At 65.9% G+C, this 26,193-nt stretch carries 24 protein-coding genes, 1 pseudogene and 1 riboswitch; of the genes and pseudogenes, 12 read left to right on the top strand and 13 right to left on the bottom strand.

Annotation, left to right across the window (positions count from 1 at the left end; genetic code table 11):
• The 3 genes from MJ777_RS16320 to MJ777_RS16310 form a co-directional block, all read left to right on the top strand.
• A partial coding sequence (locus tag MJ777_RS16320; protein ID WP_239377064.1) for a hypothetical protein occupies window positions 1-175 on the top strand: 175 nt, incomplete at its 5' end.
• Between the two features lie 491 nt (window positions 176-666).
• Window positions 667-1,698, top strand: a complete 1,032-nt coding sequence (locus tag MJ777_RS16315; RefSeq protein WP_239309480.1) for a cobalamin biosynthesis protein — start codon at window positions 667-669, stop codon at window positions 1,696-1,698.
• Window positions 1,659-3,200, top strand: coding sequence for a cobyric acid synthase (locus MJ777_RS16310; RefSeq protein ID WP_370652738.1), 1,542 nt, complete (start codon window positions 1,659-1,661; stop codon window positions 3,198-3,200). The genes MJ777_RS16315 and MJ777_RS16310 overlap by 40 nt, the downstream gene beginning before the upstream one ends.
• Window positions 3,201-3,374: 174 nt before the next feature.
• On the opposite strand, the gene MJ777_RS16305 is transcribed toward MJ777_RS16310, so the two are convergent.
• From MJ777_RS16305 to MJ777_RS16295, 3 genes are all read right to left on the bottom strand, one after another.
• Entirely contained in the window at window positions 3,375-4,079 is a 705-nt protein-coding gene (locus MJ777_RS16305; protein ID WP_239377062.1) for a response regulator transcription factor, read from the bottom strand.
• 137 nt (window positions 4,080-4,216) lie between these two features.
• Window positions 4,217-4,855 (bottom strand): response regulator transcription factor, encoded by a 639-nt coding sequence (locus tag MJ777_RS16300; RefSeq protein WP_239377061.1) that lies wholly within the window; start codon window positions 4,853-4,855, stop codon window positions 4,217-4,219.
• Window positions 4,852-5,547: a sensor histidine kinase KdpD gene (locus MJ777_RS16295; protein WP_239377060.1), complete on the bottom strand. Its 696-nt coding sequence runs from the start codon at window positions 5,545-5,547 to the stop codon at window positions 4,852-4,854. The genes MJ777_RS16300 and MJ777_RS16295 overlap by 4 nt, the downstream gene beginning before the upstream one ends.
• A gap of 385 nt (window positions 5,548-5,932) precedes the next feature.
• Here MJ777_RS16295 and MJ777_RS16290 point away from each other — a divergent pair, with 385 nt between their 5' ends.
• Both MJ777_RS16290 and MJ777_RS16285 read left to right on the top strand, forming a co-directional pair.
• Window positions 5,933-6,796: a glycoside hydrolase family 16 protein gene (locus MJ777_RS16290; RefSeq protein WP_239377059.1), complete on the top strand. Its 864-nt coding sequence runs from the start codon at window positions 5,933-5,935 to the stop codon at window positions 6,794-6,796.
• A gap of 159 nt (window positions 6,797-6,955) precedes the next feature.
• Entirely contained in the window at window positions 6,956-8,302 is a 1,347-nt protein-coding gene (locus MJ777_RS16285; RefSeq protein ID WP_239377058.1) for a hypothetical protein, read from the top strand.
• Here the strand turns inward: MJ777_RS16285 and MJ777_RS16280 are convergent.
• From MJ777_RS16280 to MJ777_RS16245, 8 genes are all read right to left on the bottom strand, one after another.
• Entirely contained in the window at window positions 8,205-9,542 is a 1,338-nt protein-coding gene (locus MJ777_RS16280) for a lipopolysaccharide biosynthesis protein (protein ID WP_239346659.1), read from the bottom strand. The genes MJ777_RS16285 and MJ777_RS16280 overlap by 98 nt on opposite strands.
• Window positions 9,539-11,527, bottom strand: a complete 1,989-nt coding sequence (locus MJ777_RS16275; RefSeq protein ID WP_239377057.1) for a DUF3488 domain-containing protein — start codon at window positions 11,525-11,527, stop codon at window positions 9,539-9,541. Before MJ777_RS16275 ends, MJ777_RS16280 begins: the two co-directional genes overlap by 4 nt.
• The gene (locus MJ777_RS16270; RefSeq protein ID WP_239346661.1) at window positions 11,527-11,925 is read right to left on the bottom strand and encodes a hypothetical protein; all 399 of its coding nucleotides are present in this window, start codon (window positions 11,923-11,925) and stop codon (window positions 11,527-11,529) included. The genes MJ777_RS16275 and MJ777_RS16270 overlap by 1 nt, the downstream gene beginning before the upstream one ends.
• Before the next feature lie 30 nt (window positions 11,926-11,955).
• Complete coding sequence (locus tag MJ777_RS16265; RefSeq protein ID WP_239377056.1) at window positions 11,956-13,182, bottom strand: glycosyltransferase family 2 protein; 1,227 nt, start codon at window positions 13,180-13,182, stop codon at window positions 11,956-11,958.
• 320 nt (window positions 13,183-13,502) lie between these two features.
• Window positions 13,503-14,153 carry a polysaccharide deacetylase family protein gene (locus MJ777_RS16260; protein WP_239346663.1) on the bottom strand — a complete coding sequence of 217 codons (651 nt, stop codon included), beginning with the start codon at window positions 14,151-14,153 and terminating at the stop codon, window positions 13,503-13,505.
• Between the two features lie 153 nt (window positions 14,154-14,306).
• Window positions 14,307-15,233, bottom strand: coding sequence for a glycosyltransferase family 2 protein (locus tag MJ777_RS16255; RefSeq protein ID WP_239377055.1), 927 nt, complete (start codon window positions 15,231-15,233; stop codon window positions 14,307-14,309).
• 131 nt (window positions 15,234-15,364) lie between these two features.
• Complete coding sequence (locus MJ777_RS16250) at window positions 15,365-16,309, bottom strand: glycosyltransferase family 2 protein (protein ID WP_239377054.1); 945 nt, start codon at window positions 16,307-16,309, stop codon at window positions 15,365-15,367.
• An 80-nt stretch (window positions 16,310-16,389) separates the two neighbouring features.
• Entirely contained in the window at window positions 16,390-17,097 is a 708-nt protein-coding gene (locus MJ777_RS16245) for a class I SAM-dependent methyltransferase (protein ID WP_239377053.1), read from the bottom strand.
• 364 nt (window positions 17,098-17,461) lie between these two features.
• A riboswitch (cobalamin riboswitch) is annotated at window positions 17,462-17,589 on the top strand.
• A gap of 129 nt (window positions 17,590-17,718) precedes the next feature.
• Here MJ777_RS16245 and MJ777_RS16240 point away from each other — a divergent pair.
• The 7 genes from MJ777_RS16240 to crcB all read left to right on the top strand — a co-directional run bounded on the left by MJ777_RS16240 (window position 17,719) and on the right by crcB (window position 24,888).
• A complete protein-coding gene (locus MJ777_RS16240) occupies window positions 17,719-19,887 on the top strand; it encodes a VWA domain-containing protein (RefSeq protein WP_239377052.1) in 2,169 nt (722 codons plus the stop codon).
• A 2-nt stretch (window positions 19,888-19,889) separates the two neighbouring features.
• Window positions 19,890-20,495, top strand: coding sequence for a cob(I)yrinic acid a,c-diamide adenosyltransferase (gene cobO, locus MJ777_RS16235; protein WP_239309510.1), 606 nt, complete (start codon window positions 19,890-19,892; stop codon window positions 20,493-20,495).
• Window positions 20,492-22,057 (top strand): cobyrinate a,c-diamide synthase, encoded by a 1,566-nt coding sequence (locus MJ777_RS16230; protein ID WP_239377051.1) that lies wholly within the window; start codon window positions 20,492-20,494, stop codon window positions 22,055-22,057. The genes cobO and MJ777_RS16230 overlap by 4 nt, the downstream gene beginning before the upstream one ends.
• Window positions 22,058-22,169: 112 nt before the next feature.
• Window positions 22,170-22,652, top strand: a complete 483-nt coding sequence (locus MJ777_RS16225) for a cobalamin biosynthesis protein (protein ID WP_239309514.1) — start codon at window positions 22,170-22,172, stop codon at window positions 22,650-22,652.
• A gap of 310 nt (window positions 22,653-22,962) precedes the next feature.
• Window positions 22,963-23,970 carry a cation diffusion facilitator family transporter gene (locus MJ777_RS16220; protein WP_370652739.1) on the top strand — a complete coding sequence of 336 codons (1,008 nt, stop codon included), beginning with the start codon at window positions 22,963-22,965 and terminating at the stop codon, window positions 23,968-23,970.
• 35 nt (window positions 23,971-24,005) lie between these two features.
• Window positions 24,006-24,476 carry a CrcB family protein gene (locus MJ777_RS16215; protein WP_239346672.1) on the top strand — a complete coding sequence of 157 codons (471 nt, stop codon included), beginning with the start codon at window positions 24,006-24,008 and terminating at the stop codon, window positions 24,474-24,476.
• A gap of 37 nt (window positions 24,477-24,513) precedes the next feature.
• The gene (gene crcB, locus MJ777_RS16210; protein ID WP_239309530.1) at window positions 24,514-24,888 is read left to right on the top strand and encodes a fluoride efflux transporter CrcB; all 375 of its coding nucleotides are present in this window, start codon (window positions 24,514-24,516) and stop codon (window positions 24,886-24,888) included.
• A 130-nt stretch (window positions 24,889-25,018) separates the two neighbouring features.
• Here crcB and MJ777_RS16205 read toward each other — a convergent pair whose 3' ends face one another.
• Together MJ777_RS16205 and MJ777_RS16200 are read right to left on the bottom strand one after the other, a co-directional pair.
• The gene (locus tag MJ777_RS16205; protein ID WP_239309520.1) at window positions 25,019-25,960 is read right to left on the bottom strand and encodes a lysophospholipid acyltransferase family protein; all 942 of its coding nucleotides are present in this window, start codon (window positions 25,958-25,960) and stop codon (window positions 25,019-25,021) included.
• A pseudogene (locus MJ777_RS16200) lies at window positions 25,960-26,193 on the bottom strand (transcriptional regulator); the annotation flags it as partial. The gene MJ777_RS16205 and the pseudogene MJ777_RS16200, both read right to left, overlap by 1 nt.

The raw sequence follows: 26,193 nt of genomic DNA, 5'->3' as shown, positions 1-26,193 counted from the left end.
CGACTCCGGGCTGGAGGTCACCGCCGGGGACTTCGTTCGCTGGATGCGCCAGCTCATCGACCTGCTCGACCAGATCGCCCAGGTCGCGCCGGATGGCTCGCGGGCCCGCCGCACGGCCCACGCCGCGCTCGACGCCGTCCGGCGCGGGGTTGTCGCCTACTCCATGATGCTGTGACCGGAAGACGCCGGTCGCTTCAGCACGGAATAGATCTCCGCACGGCCACCGCCAGGCCGCACGGCTGGACTCTGGTCACCCGTACCATCAGGAATTTCGAGCGCACCGGCACGCGCGTGCTACACCCGTTCACCGGTTGACTCCGCCGCGCCACACCGGCCTGCCTGCTGGCCGGCCCCAGATACGGTCGTCCGCCGATGAAGGGTACGAAGGGTACGGGTGACCGGTTGGTGCACTTGACCGGAAGCCGGAGGATCTGTTCTCCTCAACAGGCCCAGCCGATGCACCGGGCCCCAGCCGATGGACACGGAGGAAACCGGTGGGAGTGCCCCCTGACGCCATCTGTTCCCCACTCTCGGCCAGATCCCAGCATGACCTCACCCGTACGGAACCGTCGCGGCGGCCCCGCTTGCGGCGCTGAACGCCCGACCACACCGCCGAGCTGGCGGTGGTGAAGAGCCGATCTCCAGCCACACGTCGCGGGAGTACACATGTCCGGATGGGTCCGCGCCGCCGGTCTGCTGGCGGGCGCAGCGCTCGACGTCATCCTCGCCGACCCGGCGCGGATGCACCCGGTAGCCGCTTTCGGCACTGTTGCCGACCGTGCCGAACGGCTGCTCTACCACGACAACCGCGCCGCCGGTCTGGCCTACACATCCATGCTCGCCGGCGGCACGGTCGCGCTCGGCGCGCTGGCGCGGACCGGTATGGACCGGGCCGGCAGCCGACTGGGCTATCAGCGGGCAACCTCGTTGGCCTTGACCGCGGCGGCGACGTGGACGGTCCTCGGCGGCACGTCCCTGCGCCGCCATGGCCGCCGGCTCGGCAGCGACCTCGCCCACGGTGATGTGGCCGCGGCCCGGGACCGCCTACCGGCGCTGTGCGGTCGGGATCCCGCTGTGCTCGACACCGGCGGGCTTTCCCGGGCCGGCGTCGAGTCGCTGGCGGAGAACACCTCGGACGCGGTGGTCGGGCCCCTGCTGTGGGGAGCCCTCGGCGGCGTACCGGGCCTGCTCGGCTACCGGGCGATCAACACTTTGGACGCCATGGTCGGCTACCGCAGCAGCCGGCACGCCCGCTTCGGCTGGGCGTCGGCCCGGTTGGACGACCTCGCGAACCTCCTGCCGTCCCGGGTCGCCGGCCTCCTGGCATGCGCGTGCGCGCCGGTCGTCGGCGGCTCACCCGTCGACGCCTACTGGGTGATGCGCCGCGACGGCGCAAGCCATCCGAGCCCGAACGCCGGTCAGGTGGAGGCCGCGTTCGCCGGCGCGCTCGGGCTGCGCCTGGGCGGGACGTTGCGTTACCACCACGGGGTCGAACACCGGCCGGTCATGGGATACGGCCGGGCCGCCCAGCCCGCCGATCTGGAACGGGCCGCGGTCCTGTCCGCCGCGGTCAGCGCCAGCGCGCTGGCGCTGTCAGCGGGTGTCGCCGCGGCTGCCTCGGCGGCCCGCTCGGCAACGTGGTCAGCAGCCTGGTCAGCGTGGACGTCCAGCCGGGCGCGGCGGCGGAACGGGCGGTGAGCGGCGGCGCGTTGCTGATCGCCGGAACGGGATCGGACGCGGGCAAGAGCGTCGTCACCGCTGGGCTGTGCCGATGGCTGGCCAGGGAAGGGGTGCGGGTCGCGCCGTTCAAGGCCCAGAACATGGCACTGAACTCCGTCGTCACGACGGACGGCGCCGAGATCGGTCGTGCCCAGGCGATGCAGGCCGCCGCCGCCGGGGCCGAGCCGGAGGCGGCGATGAACCCGGTGCTACTCAAACCGGGCGGCGACCGGCACAGCCAGCTCATCGTGCTGGGCCGTCCCGTCGCCGAGGTGGACGCCCTGGGCTACCGTCCGCACAAGGCGCACCTGGCCACCGTTGTCGCGGACTGTCTGGCTGACCTGCGCGGCCGGTTCGACGCGGTGATCTGCGAGGGAGCCGGCTCACCCGCGGAGATCAACCTGCGGGACACCGACATCGCGAACATGGGGCTGGCCCGGGCCGCGGACCTGCCGGTGCTCGTCGTCGGCGACATCGACCGGGGCGGGGTGTTCGCCGCGCTGTTCGGCACCCTGGCGCTGCTCGACGCGGCCGACCAGGCACTGATCGCCGGATGGATCATCAACAAGTTCCGCGGTGACCCCCGGCTGCTCGATCCCGGTCTGCGCCAGCTCGAACAGCTCACCGGGCGCGCCGTGCACGGTGTGCTGCCGTGGCGCTCCGGCCTGTGGCTGGACGTCGAGGACTCTCTCGATCTTGCCTCCTACCCTGAAGGGCTCTCACCGGTCGGACCCTCAGCGATCGAGGAACTCCTGCGGGTAGCAGTGATCCGGCTGCCGCGACTGTCCAACATCACCGACATCGACGCGCTGCGGGCCGAGCCCGGCGTGGCCGTAGCCTTCGCCTCCCGGCCCGCGGACCTGATCGACGCCGATCTTGTGATCATCCCTGGGACTCGCGCGACCGTGGCGGACCTCGCCTGGCTGCGCCACGCTGGCCTGGACGCGGCATTGCGGGCCCGCGCGGCCGCTGGCCGGCCGGTGCTCGGGATCTGCGGCGGATACCAGATGCTCGGCCGTCGCATCGACGACCCGGTCGAGTCCGGTACCGGGGAGGTGGACGGCCTCGGTCTGCTCCCGGTGACTACCACCTTCGCCCCGGACAAGATACTCAGCCGGTGTGCCGGCACGACCAGCGAGGGGCTCGCGGTCACCGGCTACGAGATCCGCCACGGCCGGCCGGCCGTGGACGGCGGTGAACCGTTCGCCGCGGACGGTACCCGCGTGGGCGCGGTCGCCGGCACCAGCTGGCACGGACTGCTGGAGAACGACGCGTTCCGCCGGGCGTTGCTCGTCGACGCGGCCACCCGGTCCGGACGCTCCTTCACCCCGGCCTTCACCTGTTTCGCCGACGTCCGCCAGCGCCGGCTCGACGCGCTCGGCGATCTGATAGCCGACCATCTCGATACCGCAGCCGTCCGCGCGCTCCTCGACGGCGGTCCGCCGCCCGCACGTCCCTTCGTCCCGCCGGGAGCGCCCTGAGATGTGGATGTACGAGTCGCTGGCCGTCCCCTATGTCTTCGACCCCGCCACCGTCGACGGGCTTCAACAGACCTACCTGGGACTCGAGGGTGACCTTGCAGGCGGTGCGGGCTGACCGGTCAGATCACCGCCCGCGGTCCCTCGACCCGCCTAATAACGCCTAACGCCTAACGCCTAATGCGAGAGATGCGGATTGAGACGTGAGAACGGTCTGGCGTCAGGCGCTTCGTCACCGCTGATCCCGGCACGTGCGGCCAGGGCAACCGCCTCCTGCGCCGAATGGACGTCAAGCTTTCCGAGCAGATTCTGGATACGGGTACGCACCGTGTTGGCCGAGAGGAAAAGACGCCTGGCTATCGCGGTGCGGTCAAGTCCGTTCACCATGCACTGAAGGATCTCACGCTCACGGCTCGTGAGAGTCGAGATCTTTTCCTCCGCCGGGGAGGGCTGTGGGCGGGCCAGATCGGCGAGGACTGCCCCCAGCAGCGGCGGCGGAAACCAGCTCTCGCCGTTACGGGCACCCCGTAGGACCGACATCAGGTGTTGCAGACCAAGCCTTTTAGGCACCCATGAGGACACTCCGGCCCGTACCGCCTCGGTGGCCAGACGAGAATCATCAATGTCAGTCATGACGACGATTGGCAACCGGTCGGACCGTCGCAGCAGCAGCTCCCGGATAATGTCGACGCCATCTCCGCGGAGCAGCTCCGCGTCCAGCAACAGGATGTCCACATCGAGTATCCCCAACACCGTGGCTGCCGCCTCAACGGTGTGTACAGTTTTTACCACCTCGAAATCATGCTCGGCATGGAGTGCAACGGCGAGCGCGCCGCTGACAGCCCGCTGGGAATCGAGGATCAGTACCCGACTCGGTGTCATGCACAGTTGATACCCCAGGACCTTCTTCAGGTCATCCTCCAACCATCGGATGGCTACTACGCCGCGGATACCGCCATGCGTCAACGTGGCCGATCGATGACCTGGCCAGGTGGTGACACCGCCGGTGGGGAACGTGGTCAGTCGACGCGGTCCATGAGCCGTACCCGGACCGCCAATGCGGCGGCCTCCATCCGGCTGTGTACGCCGAGCTTGTTCAACACGTTCTGAATGTGCGAGCGCGCGGTATTGGCCGTGATACCGAGATCCTTGGCGAGAACCGCGGTGCTCTGCCCACGCCCGAGCCGGGCAAGCACCTCCCGCTCGCGGCTGGTCAGGAGATCGTCGACGACAGCCAGCTCACCGGAGCTGCGGGGGGCCCGCACGGCTCGCTCCACAACATCCGAATCGATCATTGCCTTACCTCTGCCGACTCGATCCGCGATAGCGATGATCCGTTCGATCTCCTGCGTCTTGGAGGCAAAGCCGCTCACCCCGGCGTCGATGGCCGCCCTGATCGACGCGGCGTCGGTAGAGCCGGTGACCAGTACCAGCCTGGTCTCCGGCGCCAGATCAGCAAGGGATTTGATCACGCCAAGGCCGTCGCCGTCCAGGAAACGCAGGTCCATCAGCCCAACATCGGGCCGGTGGAAACGGATCGCGGCCTCCGCATCAGCCGCGGTGAAGGCCAGCTCACAGACCGTCCACCCGCGCGCGGTCAACACAGCGCCCAGTGCCTCGACGAACATTTGATGATCGTCGCAGAGCACCACCCTCACGACATAGCCTGCTGGGTATGTGCCGCGGGCAACAGGAGCCGCAGGCGGGCACCGCCCAGTGGGCTCGAGTCGATTTCCACCCGCCCGTCGAATCTTTCGACCGTCTCCTGGACAATTTTCAGTCCCAAACCAGCGGAATTCGCTGGTTTACCGGCGAATCCGGCTCCGTCATCGTCGACTTCGACCGCCATCCATCCGTCATCCGCCATCGGCGTAGCCGTCAGCTCGACTCGGCCTGACGATCCGGCGGCCTGAGCGGCGTTGGCGACAAGATTGTCGACAACCCGCCGTAGCATGACCGGATCAGCCACCACCGGGGCGAGCGGGGCGGCAGTCCCCGGCCGGTGCCGGACCTGTGCCGGGACCGCTCGGTCCCAGTAGGCCCCTGCTTCCGCGAGCAGCTCGGAAAGGTCAACCAGCCGGATGCAGACGCCACCAGCGGCGCTGTCCACCAGCACCGCGAGCCGGTCCGCCTCCAGCAGCACCCGATCCAGCCAGCGTCGAACTTCCGTGCCGACGTCCGGATCGGTGAGCGCTGCCCACACCGCTGCCTCGATCGCGGCGATCGGCCGCCGAAGATCGTGGCACCACTCACCGAACTCACCAACCGGAGCCCGCTGTTGGTGCTGATGCTCTGGCGTTCTCGCGACGCTCGACTGATCGCGCTCGGCCCGCGCCATTGCCTCAGCCATCGTCCCCCCCGGCATGCGTCCCCTACGAGACCAGTCCCTACCCCCATACCCCGTCGGTATCCCGGCTACAGCGCGCGTGGGGCCATCATCATCGCTATGAGACACCGATTGGTGTATCAACAGAACACATGAATTATATCACGGTATGGATAAATTTAGCTGCGCGGACAACGGGGTCAACGATTATGTTCGTTAGTTGTGATTGCAGTGTTTAACGATTGACATATAATCTTGAGTGGCACCGGTGACCGCTGTTAACTTCTCACTCCGAGGGGGTGTGGGGTAGTTCAGATAAAAGAGGTGTAAAATTCCTGTTCCGCGGAACATGCCAGCTACAGTAGCTATACGCCACCTTCTGCCATCTCGATACATTTGCCTGACTGCAATGATCATTTTGGCAGGTATCGTACTTGTGGCCTGTCAGCCCCCGGCCGCACCTGACGCCACCCCAACATCAAAGTCTTCGCAACCCACAGCAAGGTCGGTCGCGATCCCCATCGCCCCCAGCGCTTCCGGTGTGACAATGCCACGAGGAGATCTTCCCGGCTGGAAACAGATTTTCACCGAAGATTTCGTCACCGATACGCCGGTCGGCAGTTTCCCGAGCGCGGCCCCGTATCAAGGCAGGTGGAATGCCTATCCGGACGGAACACTCGACACCGCGGGTAAAAACGGGGCAAAATCATATTATTATCCTAGTAAAGTGCTAAGTGTCCAGAATGGCGTTCTTGACTATAATCTACACACTGCGAATGGAACACCCATGGGTGCGGCACTCATTCCTGTACTGCCCGGCAGTTCCACAGCTTACCAAGGCCAGTTGTACGGTAAGTTCACCATCCGCTTCCGGGCGGATCCGCTCGTCGGTTTCAAGACCGCATGGCTCTTGTGGCCCGATAGCGGGGCATGGCCACGCGACGGAGAAATCGATTTTCCCGAAGGCGACCTGTCTGGAAGCATCAGCGCGTTCATGCATCGACAGGATGGAACCTCTGGCGGCGACCAGGAGGACTTCGGCACCACAACGACGTACACGGCATGGCATACCGCCAGCATTGAGTGGACCCCAAACAAAGTAGATTTCATCCTCGATGACCGGTCCATCGGTAGCTCGACCGGGAGGATACCCAACACGCCGATGCACTGGGTTATCCAGACCGAGTCATCTCTCGATCATTTCCCCGCGGCCAGTACGAGCGGGGCGGTGCAGATCGACTGGGTGGCGGTGTACTCGTACCTGCAGAAATGATCACTATCATGCATGTGATCGATCAATCGTATTCCACGATCACTCTTCGCTTGCCGTCTTTCAGGCTGATAATCAAACGGGTCACACTACGGATATTTCCGACAATCACGAAAGGTGGCCCGAGGTGTGGAAGTCATGGGCCGGTGGAATGCTAGACGAATGCAGCTAATATTTCGCCGAGCTGATGCAAGACCCCCCATTGAGCATATCGATACCGAAACCCCGGCCGTCATCCTCAAAATTCTCCCTGATCCGTTTTACCACGGCGGTCTCGGTGCGAGCAGGAGTCTCGGCCGCCTCGGGATACCCGTCTACAGCGTGCACGAGGACCGGTTGGCCCCCGCGGCCAGTTCGCGCTATCTGCATGGCCGCATGTTCTGGACTCCAGACCCTGACGACGCCGACCAGCTCAGGCAGGGTCTGTTGCGGCTGGCGGCCGACATCGGCCGTCCGGCCGTCCTTATTCCGGTCGACGACGCAAGTGCGGTGTTCGTCGCGGAACACGGCGATGAACTGCGGCCGTGGTTCATTTTTCCGGCTCCTCCGCACAATCTGCCGCGCCGGCTGGCAGACAAGTATCTGATGTACAGGATGTGCCGGGAACTCGGTGTCCCCTGCGCAACGGCCGCACTGCCCACCTCGCTCGCCGAGGCCCAGGACTTCGCGGCCCGAATCGGCCTGCCACTCGTCGCCAAACTCACCTGTCAATGGCGACGCGGCCACGCCGGGGCGCTGCGAAGCACGTCCGTGATTCATACCAGAGAAGAGCTCGTCGACTACTACGGTAGATGCGAGCAGGCAGAAGGCACGACGCTGCTCCTGCAGGAGTACATACCTGCCGGGCCAGGTGACGACTGGTTCTTTCATGGCTACTGTGATTCTCGTTCGACCTGCCGGCCGGCCTTCACTGGAATCAAAGAACGATCTTACCCGCCGCACTTCGGAGTGACGTGTCTGGGCCGGTCGGTGGAGAACGAGAGGCTGTGTCGGCAGATCGAGGAGCTGCTGACACGCTTGTCCTTCCACGGAATCCTGGATATTGATCTTCGCTGGGACGCCCGCGACGACCAGTACAAACTGCTCGATTTCAATCCGAGGCTCGGCGCCCAGTTCCGATTGTTCGAGAACACAGCCGGCATCGACCTGGCGCGTGCCGCATATCTTGATCTGACTGGCCAGGCGATACCGGCCGGCGTACCGGTCGCCGGGCGCGGTTTCGTGGTCGAAATCCTCGACCCGATTGCGGCGCTCGGATACCGCCGACGTGGTGAGCTGGATGTCCGGTCATGGGCGACATCGCTGCACGGAGTCACAGAGAAGGCCTGGTTCGCCGCGGACGATCTGGCGCCCTTCGGGCTTGTCTGTCTACGGATGGGCTGGCACGGGGTACATCGCCAGATCAACCGGATCAGTCGGGATGCCGTCCGACCGCGCTATTTGGAGCCTCGCTACCGACCGGGGCGTGCACCACGAGGGGCTCAGCCGGAACAAGACGAAAGGCCCTGATCGGAGAGGAAGACCGCTGTTCGCCAGGTTCGGTCAGCAGCACCGCGGTGGCGACGATCGCCTGCACCGCCAACCATGCGGCACCGACGCCGACCACTCCGTACAGGTGTCCGAGTAGTACAGCGCCAGCGGGCACCAGGAGGGCGATGCTCAGATGGACGCCCACGATTCGGCGAATTCGGCGCTGCGCACGCGCTGTGCTGACACCCAATATCACGATTGTCGCGGGCAGCGGGCCGAGCAGCAGCAGCCGGAACACAGCGGTGGCGTCTTCCTGGTAGCCGGCGCCGAAGATACGCAACAGCAAAGGTGCTCCGATCTCAGCGGCCAGAACAATAGCAGCGACACCGAGCAGCGCACGCCGACGCAGTTCGCGGTGCATGGTAACGACGTCGGCCTCAGCTTGGGCGCCCTCCACGATCAGCGACAAACCAAATCCGAAAATCAGTGCTTCGAGTGCCTGCATGATCATCCAAGAAAGCGCGAATGGCGCACCCGCTGCTGGACCGACCATTACCACGACCAGGAGGGGAACGAGCGTCACACCGACCCGTTCGAAGATCATAGTAATACCTTCGCCGGCGAGAAAACGTCTGAAGTTGCGTGGGCTGGTGTCGGGAGCCGGCGTGGTACCAGTCGGAAGAAAGTGGCGGAAAAGCAACCAGGAAACCGCGACGACCGCGATGCCGGCCGGTATGATCCATGCCCCGCAGAGCGCCAGCACCGACCCGCCTCCGAAGGCCAGGAGTAACAGGAATTTGATGACGTTGAAGACGATGTTCTCCATCGGGACCCAGGACGCCCGTCGGAGTGCGGCCAGGACGGAATCCTGCATGACGAATAGTGTCCAGACACCGACCGAGAGGGCAAAACCCACCACCATGCCGATATGGGCGAGTATCTCGAAGGCAGGGCTTATGCGGGGCGCCACCAGGGCAAAACCCGCGCCTAGCAGGACGCTTAGACAGACCGATCCGAGGTAACTGCCCAGCACGATCCTGAATCGATGATAGCCGGCTCTGGGGAGAAATGCTGTCAGCGCGTTCCCGAGATTGAGCTGGCCGATCAGAGAAAGCGCCGTCATCGCCGACACCAGAGCCGTCGCCTCTCCCACGGACGCCCGCCTTGCGGTATGGGCCGCCAGCGCCCAGTAGCCGGCACCGAGCAATGCCGACAAGCCCGCGCTGCAGGCGAGCGCCAGTCCGTTGCGGTACAACGGACTGCGCGGTCCGCCCGTCACGACGCTCGTCCCGGGCTGCCATCTGCCGGTTTCGCGGCCGGCAGTGATGTGGAGCCCGGTGATGCAGGTATCGGACGCAACGCATAGATGCGGGTGTCCGGTCCGACATAGAAGGGCGTGAAGAAGCCCGACTCCGCTATCGCGTGTTCCAACGATACGACGGCACCCGGTGGAGTGAGCTGGAACACCCGGGCGAACTCCTCCGTGCTGGGAGCGAAAACCAGATAACCGGACGGCGCGTAGGCATGCATTGCCGCGACGACATCGTCGATGTCAGCGGCCCCGAGCGGCCGATGTTGGAATTTCTCGCGTCGGAGAAGGGACTCATCAAGGAAGAGATTGTAGTTGGCGCTGGACCGCACCGGCGCGTTGGAAGCGATATTCATGATCACCGAACCGGGTTGGCCGTGCGTATACAGATAATGAGTGGCCGCGAGCTGGTCATGCGTCATAAAATTGATCTCGTCCTGACCGAAGTAGGCAGGAACGAACAGCGCGGCGCAGGTTAGCAACGTAGCGGCCACCAGTAAATATCTACCGGCAACACGAAGGTAGCGCCGGGATCCGCGCACAGCCGGCAGAACGCCGGACGGAGCGGTGGTACAGGCTACCGCGCCGAGTATCGCGCACCATGGCAGCGCAAACAGGACCACCCGTAGAATTGCCTCACCACCGTAGCTTTGTCCGAAGATCAGAAAAGCCGGTGTAGTGGCCAGCAGAAACAGTGCCACCGCCCTGCCGTCACTCCTGCGGAGCAGACGGATGGCACCGGACACCGCCATGAGCGCAAGCACCAGCACAAGCACCCTGCAGCAGATGATATTGACTGTCTTACCCAGTAGCATAGCCGTGTTCGGCGCGACCGTCTCGCTGTTGGCCAGCGGGTTGAGGTCAGTGAACAGACCGTACCGTTGATTGACATAGCTGAGATGCGGAAGCAGGAAAGCAACCATGATCAACAGGAAGGCAGCTACAAGCCATCGGGGTCGAAGCATCCCGAGTAGCACCAGAACGCCCGCCTGAACCGCAAGAATATATGGCGTGAGTTGATGAGAGGCGACAATAGCGAAATCCAGGAACAGCAATATGGCAATCGCCGTCGATCGCGGCCAGACCGCCTTGGTTGGCGCAGGCCACATCGATACCGGCCGGCGGGTGCACCGGTGTATGCAGCGGCTCACCCGGCTGCCCAGCACACTGTGGTGGGTTCCGCTGAACTGCCAGACGAGAATCAACATGAGCCCGAGGGTGAGCGTGTAGCCGAACGCCTGGGGAGCGAAGTAGCTCTGCCCCACCCAGTTCGTCACGACAAAGATCGTCGCTGCTGTCCAGGCGATCCGGTTGTCGTGTAGCAGCACCCGGGCAATGGCGATGACGAGAACCACGTTGACAAGAGTGAAGAACAGTTCTGCCCAGGCCGCGTAAGATGTCGGATCCGGCCTGTCGCCGAGCACGGAGAAAAATCCCGCGGTCGCAAAGAAGCCGGGCCAACGATGGTAGATATCGATGTTCCAGTCCACCGAGCCGTGCAACTCTATGTAGCGAATGACCCCGATGTGCTTATAGGTCCATGCGTATCGAGGCTCATCGACGATGAGTGGAATCGTGCCGTACAGTGCAGTGGCGAGCGCAACCAGGTACCCGCCGGCCACAGTCCCGGACATCCACCGCCGGCACAGGTTCGCGGCGGCACCGACAAGCAGCACCGCCAATCCTGTGTACCACAGCAGCCCCAGGCGCGGCGAAAGTCCGTAATCATCAAGGTCATAGGTAGAGATCGAAGGAAGCGAGGCGGCCCACAGACCGGTACCCGCCAAGAGCGGACCGACAGCGGCGATACAGCGCGCGATCTGGCGCGCCGATGATTCGCCGGGGCCCCGCTCACCTTGACTTCCGGTGGGTCGAAGCGGTGACGCGGCTTCGACGACCGCCGGTACAATCCGCTCCTGCGAGGAGTGTCCGCCAAGTCTGGATGCCGTTGTCATCAGTTCTCCGCCGTTCGCGATCTTTGCCCGCAGGTATGCGCCTGCTTCAGCCGCATATAAAGATCAACAATGAGTGCCGCTATGGACGCCGCAGCGAGAACGGCTCCCAGCACCATCGGATGCCACAGTCCTGACCACAGCATCACCAAACTTGCCCCGGCATCCACCGCCATGCTGAGCACTATTGCGAGCCCCAGCCAGGTAAGCGGATCAGGTGTGTCAAGCCGAGTGAGCACGGCGGCGCCGGGCAGGAGCAGCAATGCCAGCAGCACCAGGACAGGCCGGGCCGGCCCGCTCGGCGCAACCACAGCGATCCCGGCTATCACGGCGAGCGCAAGCAGCGCCAGGTCTTTTGCGATCGCCGGCCCCGGTACACGACATTGAAAGGCGTTGATCAAAATACCGACTCCCGGAAAGTAGGAACCATGTCATTCCGTCTTGGCCAGACATGTTCGTGAATGCAACCGGCGAAGGTGCATGACGCCCGCCGGGAGCCGCAGAATCAGTCGTCCACTGATACGGGGATTCAGCAGATATTTCGTCAGATAGGCGGAGAGGCCGCAGCCGTAGCCGAACATCTGCCGCCGAAGAGCCGGAAAATCTCCCCGGTGGTGGTGCCAGGACACGGCAGCCGGTTCATAGGCGATGACATGGCCCGCAAGCAGAATCCGGACGAGGAGATCGAGATCTTCACCGCCGCGACTGGGTGTACCCACCCCGAGCGCGTTGTCGAATCCGCCAAGCTCCCGCAGCAACGTGGTGCGGACGGCGACCAACGCACCGAACGAGCCGGCCGCAAAAGGATGAAGAGGCCCTGAGTGAGTGGCTAGCTTACCGTCGAAGAGCCGTGGCTCGCACCGTGTCGACCACGCCACCCGGGCATCGAAGTACTGTTCGGCCGCACTATCCAGGTTTGCCGCCGCCACCAGACCCGTCACACAGGCCACGGTGTCCCGTCGGGAAAAGCCGCGAAGAATTCCGTTGAGCCAACCCGGATCGACCTCGACATCATCGTCGGTAAAAGCCGTCACCAGACCAGTGGCAGCCGCAATCCCAGCATTACGGGCAAACGACAGCCCCGCGCGATTTTCCCGCACATAGCGAAATCGACTGTCATCTCCAACTATCTTCTGAAAAACACGAGCAGCGCCGTCATCGCTCGGCGCGTTGTCAACGATGACAGCCTCGAGATGCGGATGCAGAAGATTTTTCAGAGAATGCAGACAAATAAGTAAGGAATCTGGCCTGTCACGAGTACATACGATGATACTTATCAGTCTATCTGGATATACAGCAGTATCTCGGCCAGACCGAATACCGTTATCGACACAGGCGCCACGCACCTTGGGGGACACATTCCGGGATGGCCGCGGTTCGCCCTCTGCCGTGGGCCAGTCAACGGCGGCGAGCCTAACCTCGCTGAGACCATGGCGCAGGTCCTGCATAGCAGACAGGCCGTCAGCGGCGAGATGGCGCCGCACCCGGCCGACGAGTTCCGTATCGTTGTCGGCGGCGGCCAGGACCCGGGCCTGTTCCAGTCCGACCAGCCCGATATCGACAAAAACATAGCCGACTGCCTCACCATGTATGCGCAGCAGGATCCGTGCCTGCGTATACGGGGAGCCGTCGCCATGCTGGGGATGTCTTGGCAACACATCGGGTGCCGAGAGCTCAAGCTGTCCGCACCAGATGGCGGTAGTCTTTTGCAGGCGCTCCTCTTCTCGGCCGAGGGTAGTGACAGCCCGGTGGAGAAATTCCGACCCAGGCCATTCCCGAGACCATGCTGACACTGGCGGCAGTTTGCTTGTTCCTTTGTCGGACCGCGACGCTGATCTGCGTGGATGGCGTATCCGCCACCGGCCTACCAGGTACGCACCCGGCCCGGCGATGTAACCAGCGGCCTCGGACAACAACAGACGGCGGCGTATGGTTGCGGGCAGCTCGGGGCGGGCCCGATAAGGTTGATCGGGCCTGTTCACCGATGGGTTCCAGCGATCAGAGCGGTCCGGCCACGGCGCACAAGGCGAAACGCACTGGTACGTAGCAGCTCATGTCGGGGAGGTATTTTTCCATGACCGTTCAGCAATTTTTGAAAATCCTCCTTCGAGGCACTCGGTCTAACTGTCAGACGAGAGATTTCATATCGATCGTCAGTAGGACAGGACATCGCGTTCTTCACGGCGCAGGCCGATTCGTAGCCAGCTCTTATAACGGCCGCGCGGACGGTCCTGTCAAAGTTTCCATGCGGATATGCGAAGGACCGACAAGGAATGCCTGTAAGAGCGGAAAGGTCCGCCCCAGAACCGGCTACCTCCTGCTCAAGTTGTGCCTTGGAAATTTCATCAAGCCGACAATGGGTACGGCTGTGCGCACCGATTTCGGCGCCGATCTCAACGATCTCGCGCAGGTCTCGGGCGGTCAACATACCGTCACATCCGATCCACGATGTGGTCAGGAAGACGGTAGCCGCCAAGCCCTTGTCCGCCAGCTGGCGGACGGCTTCGATGTTGTCCCCGAAACCGTCGTCAAGTGTCACGACAAGCACCTGGTCGGGCAGGTTACCGGCCGCCAGCAGCAGAGCGAAATCCGCCACGGTCAGAGCAGTCCGACCAGAATCAGCCATCATGGAGACATCTTGTGCGAAACGTCGTGGGGACACCGTCCACCGAGCCATTCCTGGTGGCGGGTCATCGGTCACTGAATGGTAAAGTAGGATGGGTATCATGGTGCCTCCCGGCAGCCCTTCCAGACAGCTGAGCACGGTGGACGCGTCAAGATGTCAGCCGGCCATCACAGCCGAGACCACGAAATTGCTTCGCCGGACCAGATAACCGGTACTTGTGATGATGAAACCCAGCACCAGCGCACCAGCGCGCGGCCACCGGTCGACGCTGCGCAGATTACCGGCAATCGCGCGGGGCAGGGTGTGTCGCACATACCGACGTTCAGCAGCTAGAGCCACCTGAGTGCCGACCAGGTGGGCAACAAGCGCCGTGGATGTCCCTTCCGCATAGCAGCGGCGGCGAAAATACGCGAACGATACCCGTTCTGTAGTGACACGGTGCTCGACGACCGCCATCGGTTCATACATAATCTTGGCCGCTGGCAATACTCGGCGAAGTCGGATAAAAAATTCGGTCTCGTCGCAGCCGGACGTGTCGGCACTGACCCGACCGACGCCCTCGGTAAAGCCACCAGCCCGAGTGAACGCGGACTTTCGCACCGACATAGCCGCGCCGATCGGATTACGTACCTGCTCGCGAGCTGTCGGCATCCCCGCATAGCTGCAGCCCACCACCCAGTCGAACTCGGGTGGAAACCAGCCAGGGCGGTCAGTCGGCCAGTCGGCGACAACGAGACCACCGACACCCTGCACCGCCTGGTCCGCGTACGGGGCAAGCAGGCGTTCAAGCCACTCCTGACGTGCCCGAGCATCGTCATCGAGAAATACCACGACATCCCCGGAAGCCAGTTGAACGCCTGTATTTCGTGCACCGCTGAGCCCCCGCGCGCCACGGCTGGCCACTACCATTACATCCCCGAAGAAATTCCGTGCGCGCTGGAACAGCTCATCGTTGTGGTCAACGACAATGATGAGCTCCGCCGGCTGGCGGCATTGGTTCTGGATGCTGTCAACCGCGGCGATGATGTCGTCCCAACGCCGCTCGGTGAAGATACAGATGACAACCGAGACGGTGAGTGTCATCTGTCGGTGCCATATAGCGTGAGCAGGGACAGCGGTGGGCAGCTCCGACTGGAGATCGTTCACGAATCCCTTCCTTTCAGCAAATTCGAGTCGAAGGGTCGGTAAATCACGCAGCTTCCGCAGTACGGTGCTCACCGCGGAAGCTGTCCGACGACCTCACGTTGTCCTGCCGAGCGGATCTTCCGAGTACCATCAGCGCAGACCCGGCGGTATCGCGATACACCACGCCGGGTAGTGTGATGATGCTCTTGACAACTCGTCTCAAAAGTTGATCCGTCCACTCCGGTGAACTGTTTCGGACCGATCCGTAGCGCTGCAGTTGGTAGCATTTCTGATCGCGCTCGCCAGCTGCCAGACCGCCCCCATTCCTTTATGATCACAAACAAAACACGAAGGCCATCGGAAATCGGGTTGAGTTTGCTTGTGCCATGCATCCGCGGGTACTCGAAGCTGGGCACCTCGACAATACGAAGGCCGGCTCGGGCGGTCCGGATGTTAATCAACGTCTCCACCTCGAAGCCATCTCCCCAGCAGTGCTTTTGACCGCGACCACTAGGGTCAAGATCAAATACTGGTATACACCGCCGCCAGAACGCGTTGTAGCCATAACATAGATCGGTGAAGCGAGCCTGGACCAAAGCATTAGCCAACGCATTGAGACATCGGTTTCCCAGCCGACGCAGCGGCGTAATGTCGCTGCTTCCGGCGAGGGGGAGAAAACGTGATCCTCTAGCAAAATCGGCACCAGCAGTGAGCGCCCGCATAAATTGGGGGATCTCGGCTGGGTCGGCCGACCCATCTGCGTCAAGCATCACGATGATATCGCCCGTCGCCGCCGCACAGCCACACGCCACGGCGTTTCCCTTGCCACTGCGGGTCTGATGCACGATGACGGCGTCTGGTCGCAATGAGCGAGCGACATCAACAGTTCCGTCACTGGAACGGCCATCGACGACGACGATCTCGGCATCATCGGGCAGGCGTGGGAAGACGTACGGCAAATTTTCCGCTTCATTGAGGGTCGGAATGACCACGCTGACGGTGGGTGAACTGTCAGGCCGAGCCGATTCGGGCATCTCTGTTAATTCCTCCTAGCGAACATGACGAAAAATTGCTTACCGACAGAGGTTGACATGAAAATCTGTGCCACCCTTGTTCATGGCATAAACCGATAGGCTACTACCCGCCCAAAACCTCGATATGATAACTCGTTGGATTTTTCCCATGAGCTGGACAGAGAATCCAGAACATCTTCATGGAGAGGCTTGCTGTAAATAATCCAGGCAGCCCGCGGGCGGATGGCGACGGAATGTTCGATATTGGCAACCACCAGCTTGAGGATATCCGCGTCAAAAGGATTGAAGAAAAAGAACACACAATCTTCCGGTTGAATTTCGTAGCGCGTAGCGTCGATGCACAGAATATGCATGTCAAAATTATTTCCTCGACGCTTCTGGTAAGCTTTTATATTTCTTTCACTAAGTTCACAAAATTCCTTCGTAAATTCAACGCCGACAGCTCTCTTAAAACCAAACTCGGCAGCCAGAAGAAGCGTCCTTGCATTTCCTGAGCCAAAGTCAATGAACGCACCACGCGCTGGGATTCGAAGCTTTTTTAGCGTAGCATAAAATGGCCCGATTGGCATCGGAACAAGATCGTGTCCAGTTTCTCTGTCTCCTGCGATCGTCAGATCATCCGCTAGAGCGACGCGCATCGACGTTCGGGTGCCGTGCCGTTTGTCAAACAAAAACCCCCGCGCGTATCTCGCACCGGCGATCAGGACAAAAAAAATTCCGTCCTTATGGAGCGTACGTTTGAAAATCTCATACTTTGAGAGCGCGGTCAGCCTGCTATCAGCGGTCATAAATCATCCTTCCGTCCTGATTGCGACGCACGACCGGCTGCGGGCGGGAGCACCGGGCCACCGCGGCTCGTCCGCAGCATGCCAATGGGTCATTTCTTCGGTTGCAATCGACCGTATGTCGCCAGCTGTGCGAGGCGTCCCCACGGGGGCAGTAACTTGCCTACGCCGAACGCGGGTCACGGTGGGTTGCCGTCACGATCCGAAAGCGGAAATATCGACTGGCCGGTATGACCGCCGGTCTCTTCGGCCGCGGATTGCCGCCGAACGCGATGGATCCGGACGTGTCGGGTGCACAGGCCGGGCTCAAGCGAAGGCGGGCCCGCGGGTGGGTCGGTGTGTCATGCTGGGGAGCGCGACGGCAGTGGAGGAAGCCGGTGGGAGTCCGGCGCGGTCCCGCCACTGTCACCGGGGAGCAACCTCTCACCGTACGTCACGGCCGCGACAGCGGTTGGAAGGCCGAGAGGAAGCGCTGATCCGGAAGTCAGGATACTCCGGCCGTCCGCACCGTTACCGAGGGCGAGGAAACCCGAGGGGGGAGTGTGGTATGCCCACGCACGCTTATGACCCGGTGATCAGCACACGACTCGGTGCACGATCCGGCGCACCGCGGCACCGGGCACCATGACGGCCTACCCACTGTCCGCGGTTGTGGGCATGGACGACCTGCGGCTCGCGCTCCTGCTCAACGCGGTGTCACCAGCGATCGGCGGAGTGCTCGTCCGCGGGGAGAAGGGCACCGCCAAGTCCACAGCGGTACGGGGTCTTGCCGTGCTGCTCCCGCCCGTGAACGTGGTGACCGGCTGCCGGTTCTCCTGCGACCCGGGCGCGCCCGAGCCCGACTGCCCCGACGGGCCGCATCCACCTGAGGCCCGGCCGACCACCCGTGCGGCACGTCTGGTGGAGCTGCCGGTCGGCGCCTCCGAGGACAGGGTCACCGGGGCGATCGACCTCGACCGGGCGCTCGCCGAAGGCGTCACCGCGCTGCGCCCCGGGCTGCTCGCCGCCGCCCATCGGGGCGTGCTCTACGTCGACGAGGTCAACCTCCTGCACGACCATCTCGTCGACCTCCTGTTGGACGCGGCCGCGCTCGGCGTGGCCCACGTCGAACGCGACGGGGTGTCCGTTCGCCATGCCGCCCGCTTTCTGCTGGTCGGGACGATGAACCCCGAGGAGGGGGAGCTGCGCCCACAGCTGCTGGACCGCTTCGGGCTGACCGTCGAGGTAGCCGCCAGCCGCCAGCCACAGGTGCGGGCCGACGTGGTGCGCCGCCGGCTGGCCTACGACGCCGACCCGGCCGCTTTCGCCGCCAGGTGGATCGATGAGGAGGCCACACTCGCGGCAAAAATCCTCACCGCTCGTGAACGGCTACCTGGTGTCGGGCTGCCCGATCCCGTCCTGCGTCAGGTCACCGCGGTCTGCGCCGCGTTCGACGTGGACGGCATGCGCGCGGACGTGGTCGTGGCCCGCACCGCGATGGCGCTGGCCGCGTGGGAGGGCCGGGTGACCGTCGACACCGACGACGTCCGCCGCGCCGCCCTCCTGGCACTGCCGCACCGGTGCCGCCGCGGCCCGTTCGACGCGCCCGGCCTGGATGAGGAAACCCTCGTCCAGGCGTTGGACGAGGCCTGCGAGGACAAGGCGCGTGCCAAGGACGATGCGCGGGCGCACGCCGGAGCGCCACCCGCCGACCCAGGCACAGATCCAGACCCGGCCCCGCCCACCGGCGGCGGGGGAGACGGCGGTCGCGGAGGCGGCGGCAGGGGGCCGGCACCGAGCGGGCCGGGAACGACAGCGGAACAGGCGGCCGGAGCGGACGTCGTCCCATCCCCGCGTCCCGCGGAAGGCAGCGGCGCCGGAGGTGGGGATGGGGAACGCGGGGATGGGGGCCCCAGCGGGCCCGAACCCGGCGGTGGCGCGGCGCGGGCGCACCGTCGCGCCGGCAGTCCTGGCCCGTTGTTTCGCCCGCGCCGCCTGGAGGTCCCCGGCACCGGGACGCTTGCGGGCGCGGCCGGCCGGCGCGCACGCGCCCGTACCTCCCGCGGTGCGGTCGTCACCGCTTCCCCGGACGCGCCCGGCCTGCACCTGCCGGCAACCCTGCGAGCGGCCGCGCCCTGGCAGCACGCTCGTGGACGTACCGGCCCAGGGCTCGTGCTGTGTCCCGCTGACCGGCGCGGGGCGGTCCGCCAGGGACGCGAGGGCAATCTCGTCCTGTTCGTGGTGGACGCCAGCGGTTCGATGGCCGCCCGTGCCCGGATGCGTACGGTCACCGGCGCCGTGCTGTCCCTGTTGCTGGACGCCTATCAGCGTCGCGACCGGATCGGAATGATCATATTTAGGGGTTCCCGCGCCGATCTCGTCCTTCCCCCGACGTCCAGCGTGGAGGTCGGCGCGGCACGGCTCGCGTCCCTGCCGACCGGCGGTCGTACCCCGCTCACGGCCGGGCTTACCCGTGCGGGCGAGCTCCTCGCTACCGAACGCCGCCGTGACCCGCACCGGCGGCCGTTGTTGATCGTCGTCACCGACGGCCGTGCCACCGCGGGCCCGGATCCGATCGCGGCCGCGCGGACGCTGGCCCGCACCGGCGTGGCGAGCGTCGTCGTCGACTGCGAGAGCGGCCATGTCCGCCTGGGCCTGGCCGGACGCCTCGCGACCGCGCTGGGCGGCACGGCCATCCCGATCGACGCCCTGTCAGCCACTGCTTACCAGACGGCTACGGCTCACCAGACGGCCAGCCGCGCGGCCAGGGGTACGGCTGGCCCGCGGAGAGCCGATCCGCGGAAGGCCGCCTAGACATGCCACAGGGACAGCCCAGCGTCGTGCCCGACGACGGCCTGACCACCCGAACGCGCCGGGACCGGGCGCTATTGATCATCCATACCGGCGATGGCAAGGGAAAGTCGACCGCGGCGTTCGGGCTCGCGCTGCGGGGCTGGGCACAGGGCTGGGATGTCGGGGTGTTCCAGTTCGTCAAGTCCGCGAAATGGCGGATCGGAGAGGAACGGGCGCTGCGCGCCCTGGCCGCGACCGGCGAGGGCGGCGCCGTCACCTGGCACAAGATGGGCGAGGGCTGGAGCTGGGTACAACGCCGGATCGACCCCACGGCAGAACCAGCCGAGGCCGCCCGCGAGGGCTGGGCGCAGATCCGTCGGGACATCGCCGCGCAGACCTACCAGCTCTACGTCCTCGACGAGCTGACCTACCCGCTGACCTGGGGATGGATCGACACCGACGAAGTCGTCGAGGTGCTGCGTACCCGCCCGGGACGCCAGCATGTCGTGGTGACCGGCCGCGCCGCGCCGCCCGCGCTGGTCGACGCCGCCGACCTGGTCACCGAGATGACCAAAGTGAAGCATCCGATGGACGCCGGGCAAAAAGGCCAGCGGGGGATCGAATGGTGACCGCCCCGGGCCTGCGCCCGCCCCAGCCGGTGATCCCACAACTGGTGATCCCACGGCTGGTGATCGCCGCCCCGGCGAGCGGTGCCGGCAAGACCACCGTGGCGACCGGGCTGATGGCCGCGTTCACCGCCCGCGGCCTGCGGGTCTCCCCGCACAAGGTCGGGCCGGACTACATCGACCCGACCTACCACGCCGTCGCCAGCGGACGCCCCGGCCGCAACCTCGACGCCGTCCTCTGCGGGGAGCACCGGATCGCGCCGCTGTTCGCCCACGGCGCCCACGGCGCCGACCTCGCCATCGTCGAGGGCGTGATGGGCCTGTTCGACGGGGTGTCACTGCCCGGACCCGGCCAGCCCACCGACTTCGCCTCGGCCGCCCATGTGGCCCGCCTTCTCGACGCCCCGGTCGTGCTGGTGCTCGACGCGTCCGCCGTGGGCCGCTCGGTGGCCGCCACCGTGCACGGCTTCGCCACTTGGGACGACCGGGTGTGCCTGGGCGGGGTGGTGTTCAACCGGGTGGGCTCGGCCGGTCACGAACGGCTGCTGCGGGACGCGGTCGCCGGTCTCGGTATCGCCGTGCTGGGCGTCGCGCGCCGCGATGATCGGGCCGCGGTGCCATCCCGGCATCTCGGGCTCATGCCCGCGGCCGAGCGGGCACCGGCCGCGGCCGAGGCTGTCGGCGCGCTCGGTGCGCTGGCTACCGCATCATTCGATCTTGATGCCGTACTCGCGCTCGCCCGGTCAGCACCGCCGCTGCGCGTGCGGCCCTGGTCGCCGGCCACCACCATCCCCACCGTGATCCCCACCGCGGCACCGGCACCGGCGTCGGCGTCGGACCGGCCGGCGCGGATCGCGGTCACGGGCGGGCCGGCGTTCACCTTTGGCTACGCCGAACAGGTCGAGTTGCTGCTGGCCGCGGGAGCCGAGGTGATCACTGTCGACCCGCTGCGTGACGAGGCCCTGCCGAGCGGCTGCGACGGGCTGATCATCGGTGGTGGCTTCCCCGAGGAACACGCATCCGCGCTCGCCGCGAACACGACCCTGCGCGCCGACGTGGCGGCGCTGGCGGACCGGGGCGCGCCGGTCGTCGCCGAGTGCGCGGGCCTGCTGTACCTCGCCCGTTCCCTGGACGGGCATCCGATGTGCGGGGTGCTCGACGCCGACACCGCGATGAGCCCCCGGCTCACCCTTGGTTATCGACGGGCCGTGGCCGCCTGCGACAGCCCGATTGCCAACGCCGGTACCCCAGTGACCGCGCACGAGTTCCACCGCACAGCGGTGCTGGCTGCCCGCGAAACCGCCCGCACCGGGGCCGCACGGCCGGCATGGCGTGTCGAAGGCCGAGGCGACCGGTCCGGGAGCGGCGACCGGTCCGGGAGCGGCGACCGGTCCGGGAGCGGCGACCGGGATGATCGGCTGGAGGGCTTCGTGCGCGGTGGGGTACACGCGTCCTACCTGCATCTGCACTGGGCGGGTGTACCCGGCGCGGCCACGCGCTTCGTCGCGGCGGCGAAGCAGGCCAGGCATGGGAGCCACGGGAACGGGCCGCGATGGCCGCAATAAGCGCGCAGCCGGCCCCGGGCGACCGGCTGATGGGATGCGCGCTGGCCGGCGCCGGTTTCGAGGCCGCGGGAAGCCCGCTTGCCACAGCCCGGTTACGGCCGTAACCGGCCCGATGGTCGTCTACCGGCGGCGACCACTAGTCGTCGGAGTCGGCGCGAGCCGCGGCGCACCCGCACGGGAAGTCCTCGACCTGGTCGAACACGCGCTGGCCGACGCGGGCCTGTCACCGCTGGCGGTACGCCACCTCGCCACCGTCGACGCCAAGCGCGATGAGATCGGCATCGTCTCGGCCGCCCGTGCCCGGGGCTGGCCGCTGCTGTTCCACCCGGCCGCGGCGCTCGCCACGGTTGACGTGCCCAATCCCTCGGATGTGGTGCGGGCCGCGGTCGGGACGCCGAGCGTGGCCGAGGCGGCGAGCCTGCTCGGTGCCGACAGTCTCCCAGCGGCTGGCGCTGCGCTTGTCGTGCCCAAGCGGGCGAGCGCACATGCCACCGTGGCGGTGGCCCGCCACCGTCCCCGCGACTGGTTGACGATCGTCGGTCTCGGCTCCACGGCCGGCCGGGGCCTTGACCACTCAGCCATGACGCCAGGCTGATCGTCGCGCACGCCGCGCGCCAGACCCGGCCGCTCTCGCGTACCGGCAATGAGCTCGCCAACAATGGCGCGGAAAGTCAGCGCCCGGACCCGGCCGACATCGATAATAATGACGCAAGAAAAATGTACGCAAACGAAACCGGATTCGGTGCCGACACTCGTTTTCGCTAAGCAATAGTGGGTGTGCTTCCGGGAGCGGGGCTGTGGTGCGTGCGTCGCGAGGCGAAAGCCGGCGCCGGGGCGCCGGGGCGAAAAACGGTACGGTGGAAAAGGAATGAGGGAGAGGAAGGGCTGCGGTGGGTGACACCGGAATGGGCCAGGATACGGATGGTCATCATACGGATGGCCACGGCGGTCACCGGCATGATGTGGCAGCGGACGCCGACCGCCGCTGGTTGACGATCGCGTTGGGCCTGATCAGCGGCTACCTCACGGCAGAGGTCGTCGTCGGCCTGCTGGCGCACTCCCTGGCCCTGCTGTCGGACGCGGCCCACATGCTCACCGACGCGTCGTCGATCGTGTTGGCGCTGGCCACGCTGTGGCTCGCGGCCCGGCCCGCCCATGGCTCATACACGTTCGGGCTGCGCCGCGTGGAGATCCTCTCCGCCCAGGCCAACGGCATCACCCTGCTGCTGCTGGCTGGCTGGCTCAGCTATCAGGCAGTCGTTCGGCTCCTGGCACCGAGCGCGGTGGCCGGCGGGCTCGTCCTGGGCACCGCGCTCGTCGGCGTGTGCGTCAACATCGCCGCGACCTGGGCGATCAGCCGAGCCAACCGGGCCAGCCTGAACGTCGAAGGTGCTTTCCAGCACATCCTCACCGATCTCTACGCGTTCCTCGCGACCGTCCTCGCGGGCGTCGTCATCCTCGTCACCGGATGGGATCGCGCCGACTCGGCCGCCTCGATTGTCGTTGTCATCCTCATGGTGAAAGCAGGCGTCGGGCTCCTACGCGCTTCCGGCCGGATTTTTCTCGAGGCCGCGCCGGACGGGATCGACCCGGACGGCATCGGTGCCGCCATGGCCCGCCGGCCCGGTGTCAGCGAAGTCCACGATCTCCACATCTGGCAGATCACCTCCGGGGAGCCGGCACTGTCCGCGCACGTCCTCGTGCTCCCCGACGCCGACTGCCACGCCGTCCGCGTCGATCTGGACGGCTGGCTGCGAGACGACCACCGCATCGACCACACCACCCTGCAGGTGGACCATCAACCCACCGAGGCACACCACGCCGACGCGATTCATCCTGGCGTACAGCCTCACCCACACTGCGTCACGTCACACGGCAGGACGCACTACGCCGCAGCCTCCCTGCCGACCTGAACACAGTCGACCTGAACACAGTGGGCCCGAAGCGGATGCTCGTCGAACCGGCCGATCCCGATGTGGATCCGCGCTGGCCCCCGCGGCGCCAGGGGCCGCGCCGCGCACCGCTCCCGCGGCTGGCCGTCATTTCCGTCGGCGGCGCGCTGGGGGCCTGCGCCCGCTACGGCATGGCGCTGCTCTGGCCCACCCCAGCGGGGGCGTTCCCCTGGGCCACGCTGGTCGTGAACGCCTCCGGATGCGCGTTCATCGGGCTGCTCATGGTAATGGTCACCGAGCTGGATACGGTACATCCACTGGCGCGGCCGTTCCTGGGCACCGGGGTGCTGGGCGGGTTCACGACCTTCTCCACATATGCGCTCGACGCCGAGGGGCTGGCAGCGGGCGGACACGCCGGGACGGCGCTGGTATACCTGGTACTGACCATGGCAAGCGGGCTCGGCGCGGTCTGGGCCGCGACCCTGGCAACACGATCGTTGCTGGCGCGGTTGGCACAGCGCCACTGATGGCACAGTGGGCACGGCTCGGTCACAAGGCGGACACGTGAACTGGTTGCTGGTAATCATAGGCGCGATGATCGGCGCGCCGTTGCGCTACCTGACCGACCGGCTGGTGCAGGCCCGGCACGACACGGTGTTCCCGTGGGGCACGCTCACCGTTAACATGATCGCCAGTGGTGTCCTCGGCATGGTCACCGGGGCGGTGCGCGCGGGAGCGGCGTCCTCCCAGGCAGCACTGCTGGTCGGTACCGGGCTCTGCGGGGCGTTGAGCACCTGCTCGACGTTCTCCTACGAGACGCTACGGCTCGCCCAGGACGGCACCCGGCTGCTCGCCGTGGTGAACGTCGCCGGCAGCGTGCTGGCCGCTGTCGGCGCCGTCGCGGCCGGGACGCTTCTCGCCCGGGGGGTGTGGGGGTAAGAATCCCGGGGGGTGTGGGGTAAGAACGCAGCCCCATCCACCCGGACGCCACTCCCTGATCCAAGGCCCTTTTGCCGCAGCCTCTTATCCGCCATGTCGGCTAGACATGCTGTCAGAGCTAGACATGCTGTCAGCCAGACGTGATGTTTTTAACATTCTTCGGAGCTTTCCACGGAGACCCCGTCGTGTCGCGTCCGACGGGCTCGGTTGACTGCCAGACCCGGCGCCAGTGAGCGGTCCGCGCACTCCGAGCGGGCGGGTTCGGGCTGGCGGGCGTGGCGCGTAGCGACTCCCACCATGACGTGGCGTCCTCGGCCAGCAGCCGGGAGACCTCACCGAAGATCCGGTCGGTGAAGAAACGAAGGTCATCACTGGCTGGCCACAGAGGCCGGCCAAAACGCACGGACACCGCCGGCCGGCCAGGCAGCGTCCACCCGCGTCCGCGTGGCATCGCGGCGAAACTGCCACGGATGGCGACCGGCACCACCGGAACCCCACAGGTGATCGCCAGATGTGCCGCGCCGAACCGGAAACGGGTGAGCTGGCCGTCCCTCGACCTCGTCCCCTCCGGGAAGATCACAAGATTCCAGCCGTCCGCGAGCAGGTCCGCGGGCGCGGTCGAGGGGGCGCCCCCGCGGCGCTCGATCGGTACGGTCGCGAACAGGAAGGCCGTGCCCAGCCCCCGCCACCAGCTACCGAAGAAGTAGTCGGCGGCGGCGGCCACGGCCGTGTGGTCGCGCACCTGCCGCGGCAGCGCGCACAACAGCAGTGGCGCGTCCAGATGGCTCGCGTGGTTCGACACGAAGAGCGCGGGCGCTCGAAGCCCGTCGATGGCGTCCAGTCCTGTCACCGACAGCGACAGATTCGCGTCCAGGAGCGGGCGCATCCCGACCTCGAGAGCCGCGACCCGGGCCGCCCGCATCGCCGGTGTGCGCGCCCAGGCCGTGGGGAACTCTCTGGCCACCGCCGGTAGCTGGTGTGGCTCAGCTGAACGCGGTACCGGTGGCCTGGCCCCCCAGCGCCAGCCGCGGGCCACCTCACGCAGCCCGGCCCCGGCCGGGCGGGGCGCCATCAGCGCACGTCCGCGATGACGTGCGGCGGGGAGTGCAGGTAGGTCATGGACGGATCGCGGCCGACCGTGCCCGACACCATCTCCAACGCGTCCGCCAGGGTGGACGCGGCCCGAAAGCCCATCCGCGCGCAGGCGGCCCGGTCACCACCGACCCACACCACATCCCCCAGGTGATCCATGGCATGCGCACCCCAGTACCACATATAGAACGGGTGCACGCCGTGGTAGGCATG

It is taken from the genome of Protofrankia sp. Cj5 (genome assembly GCF_917627405.1).
Classification (GTDB): domain Bacteria; phylum Actinomycetota; class Actinomycetes; order Frankiales; family Frankiaceae; genus Protofrankia.
The sequence above is the reverse complement of the archived record's forward strand: the minus strand, read 5'-3'. Positions and strand labels throughout refer to the sequence as shown.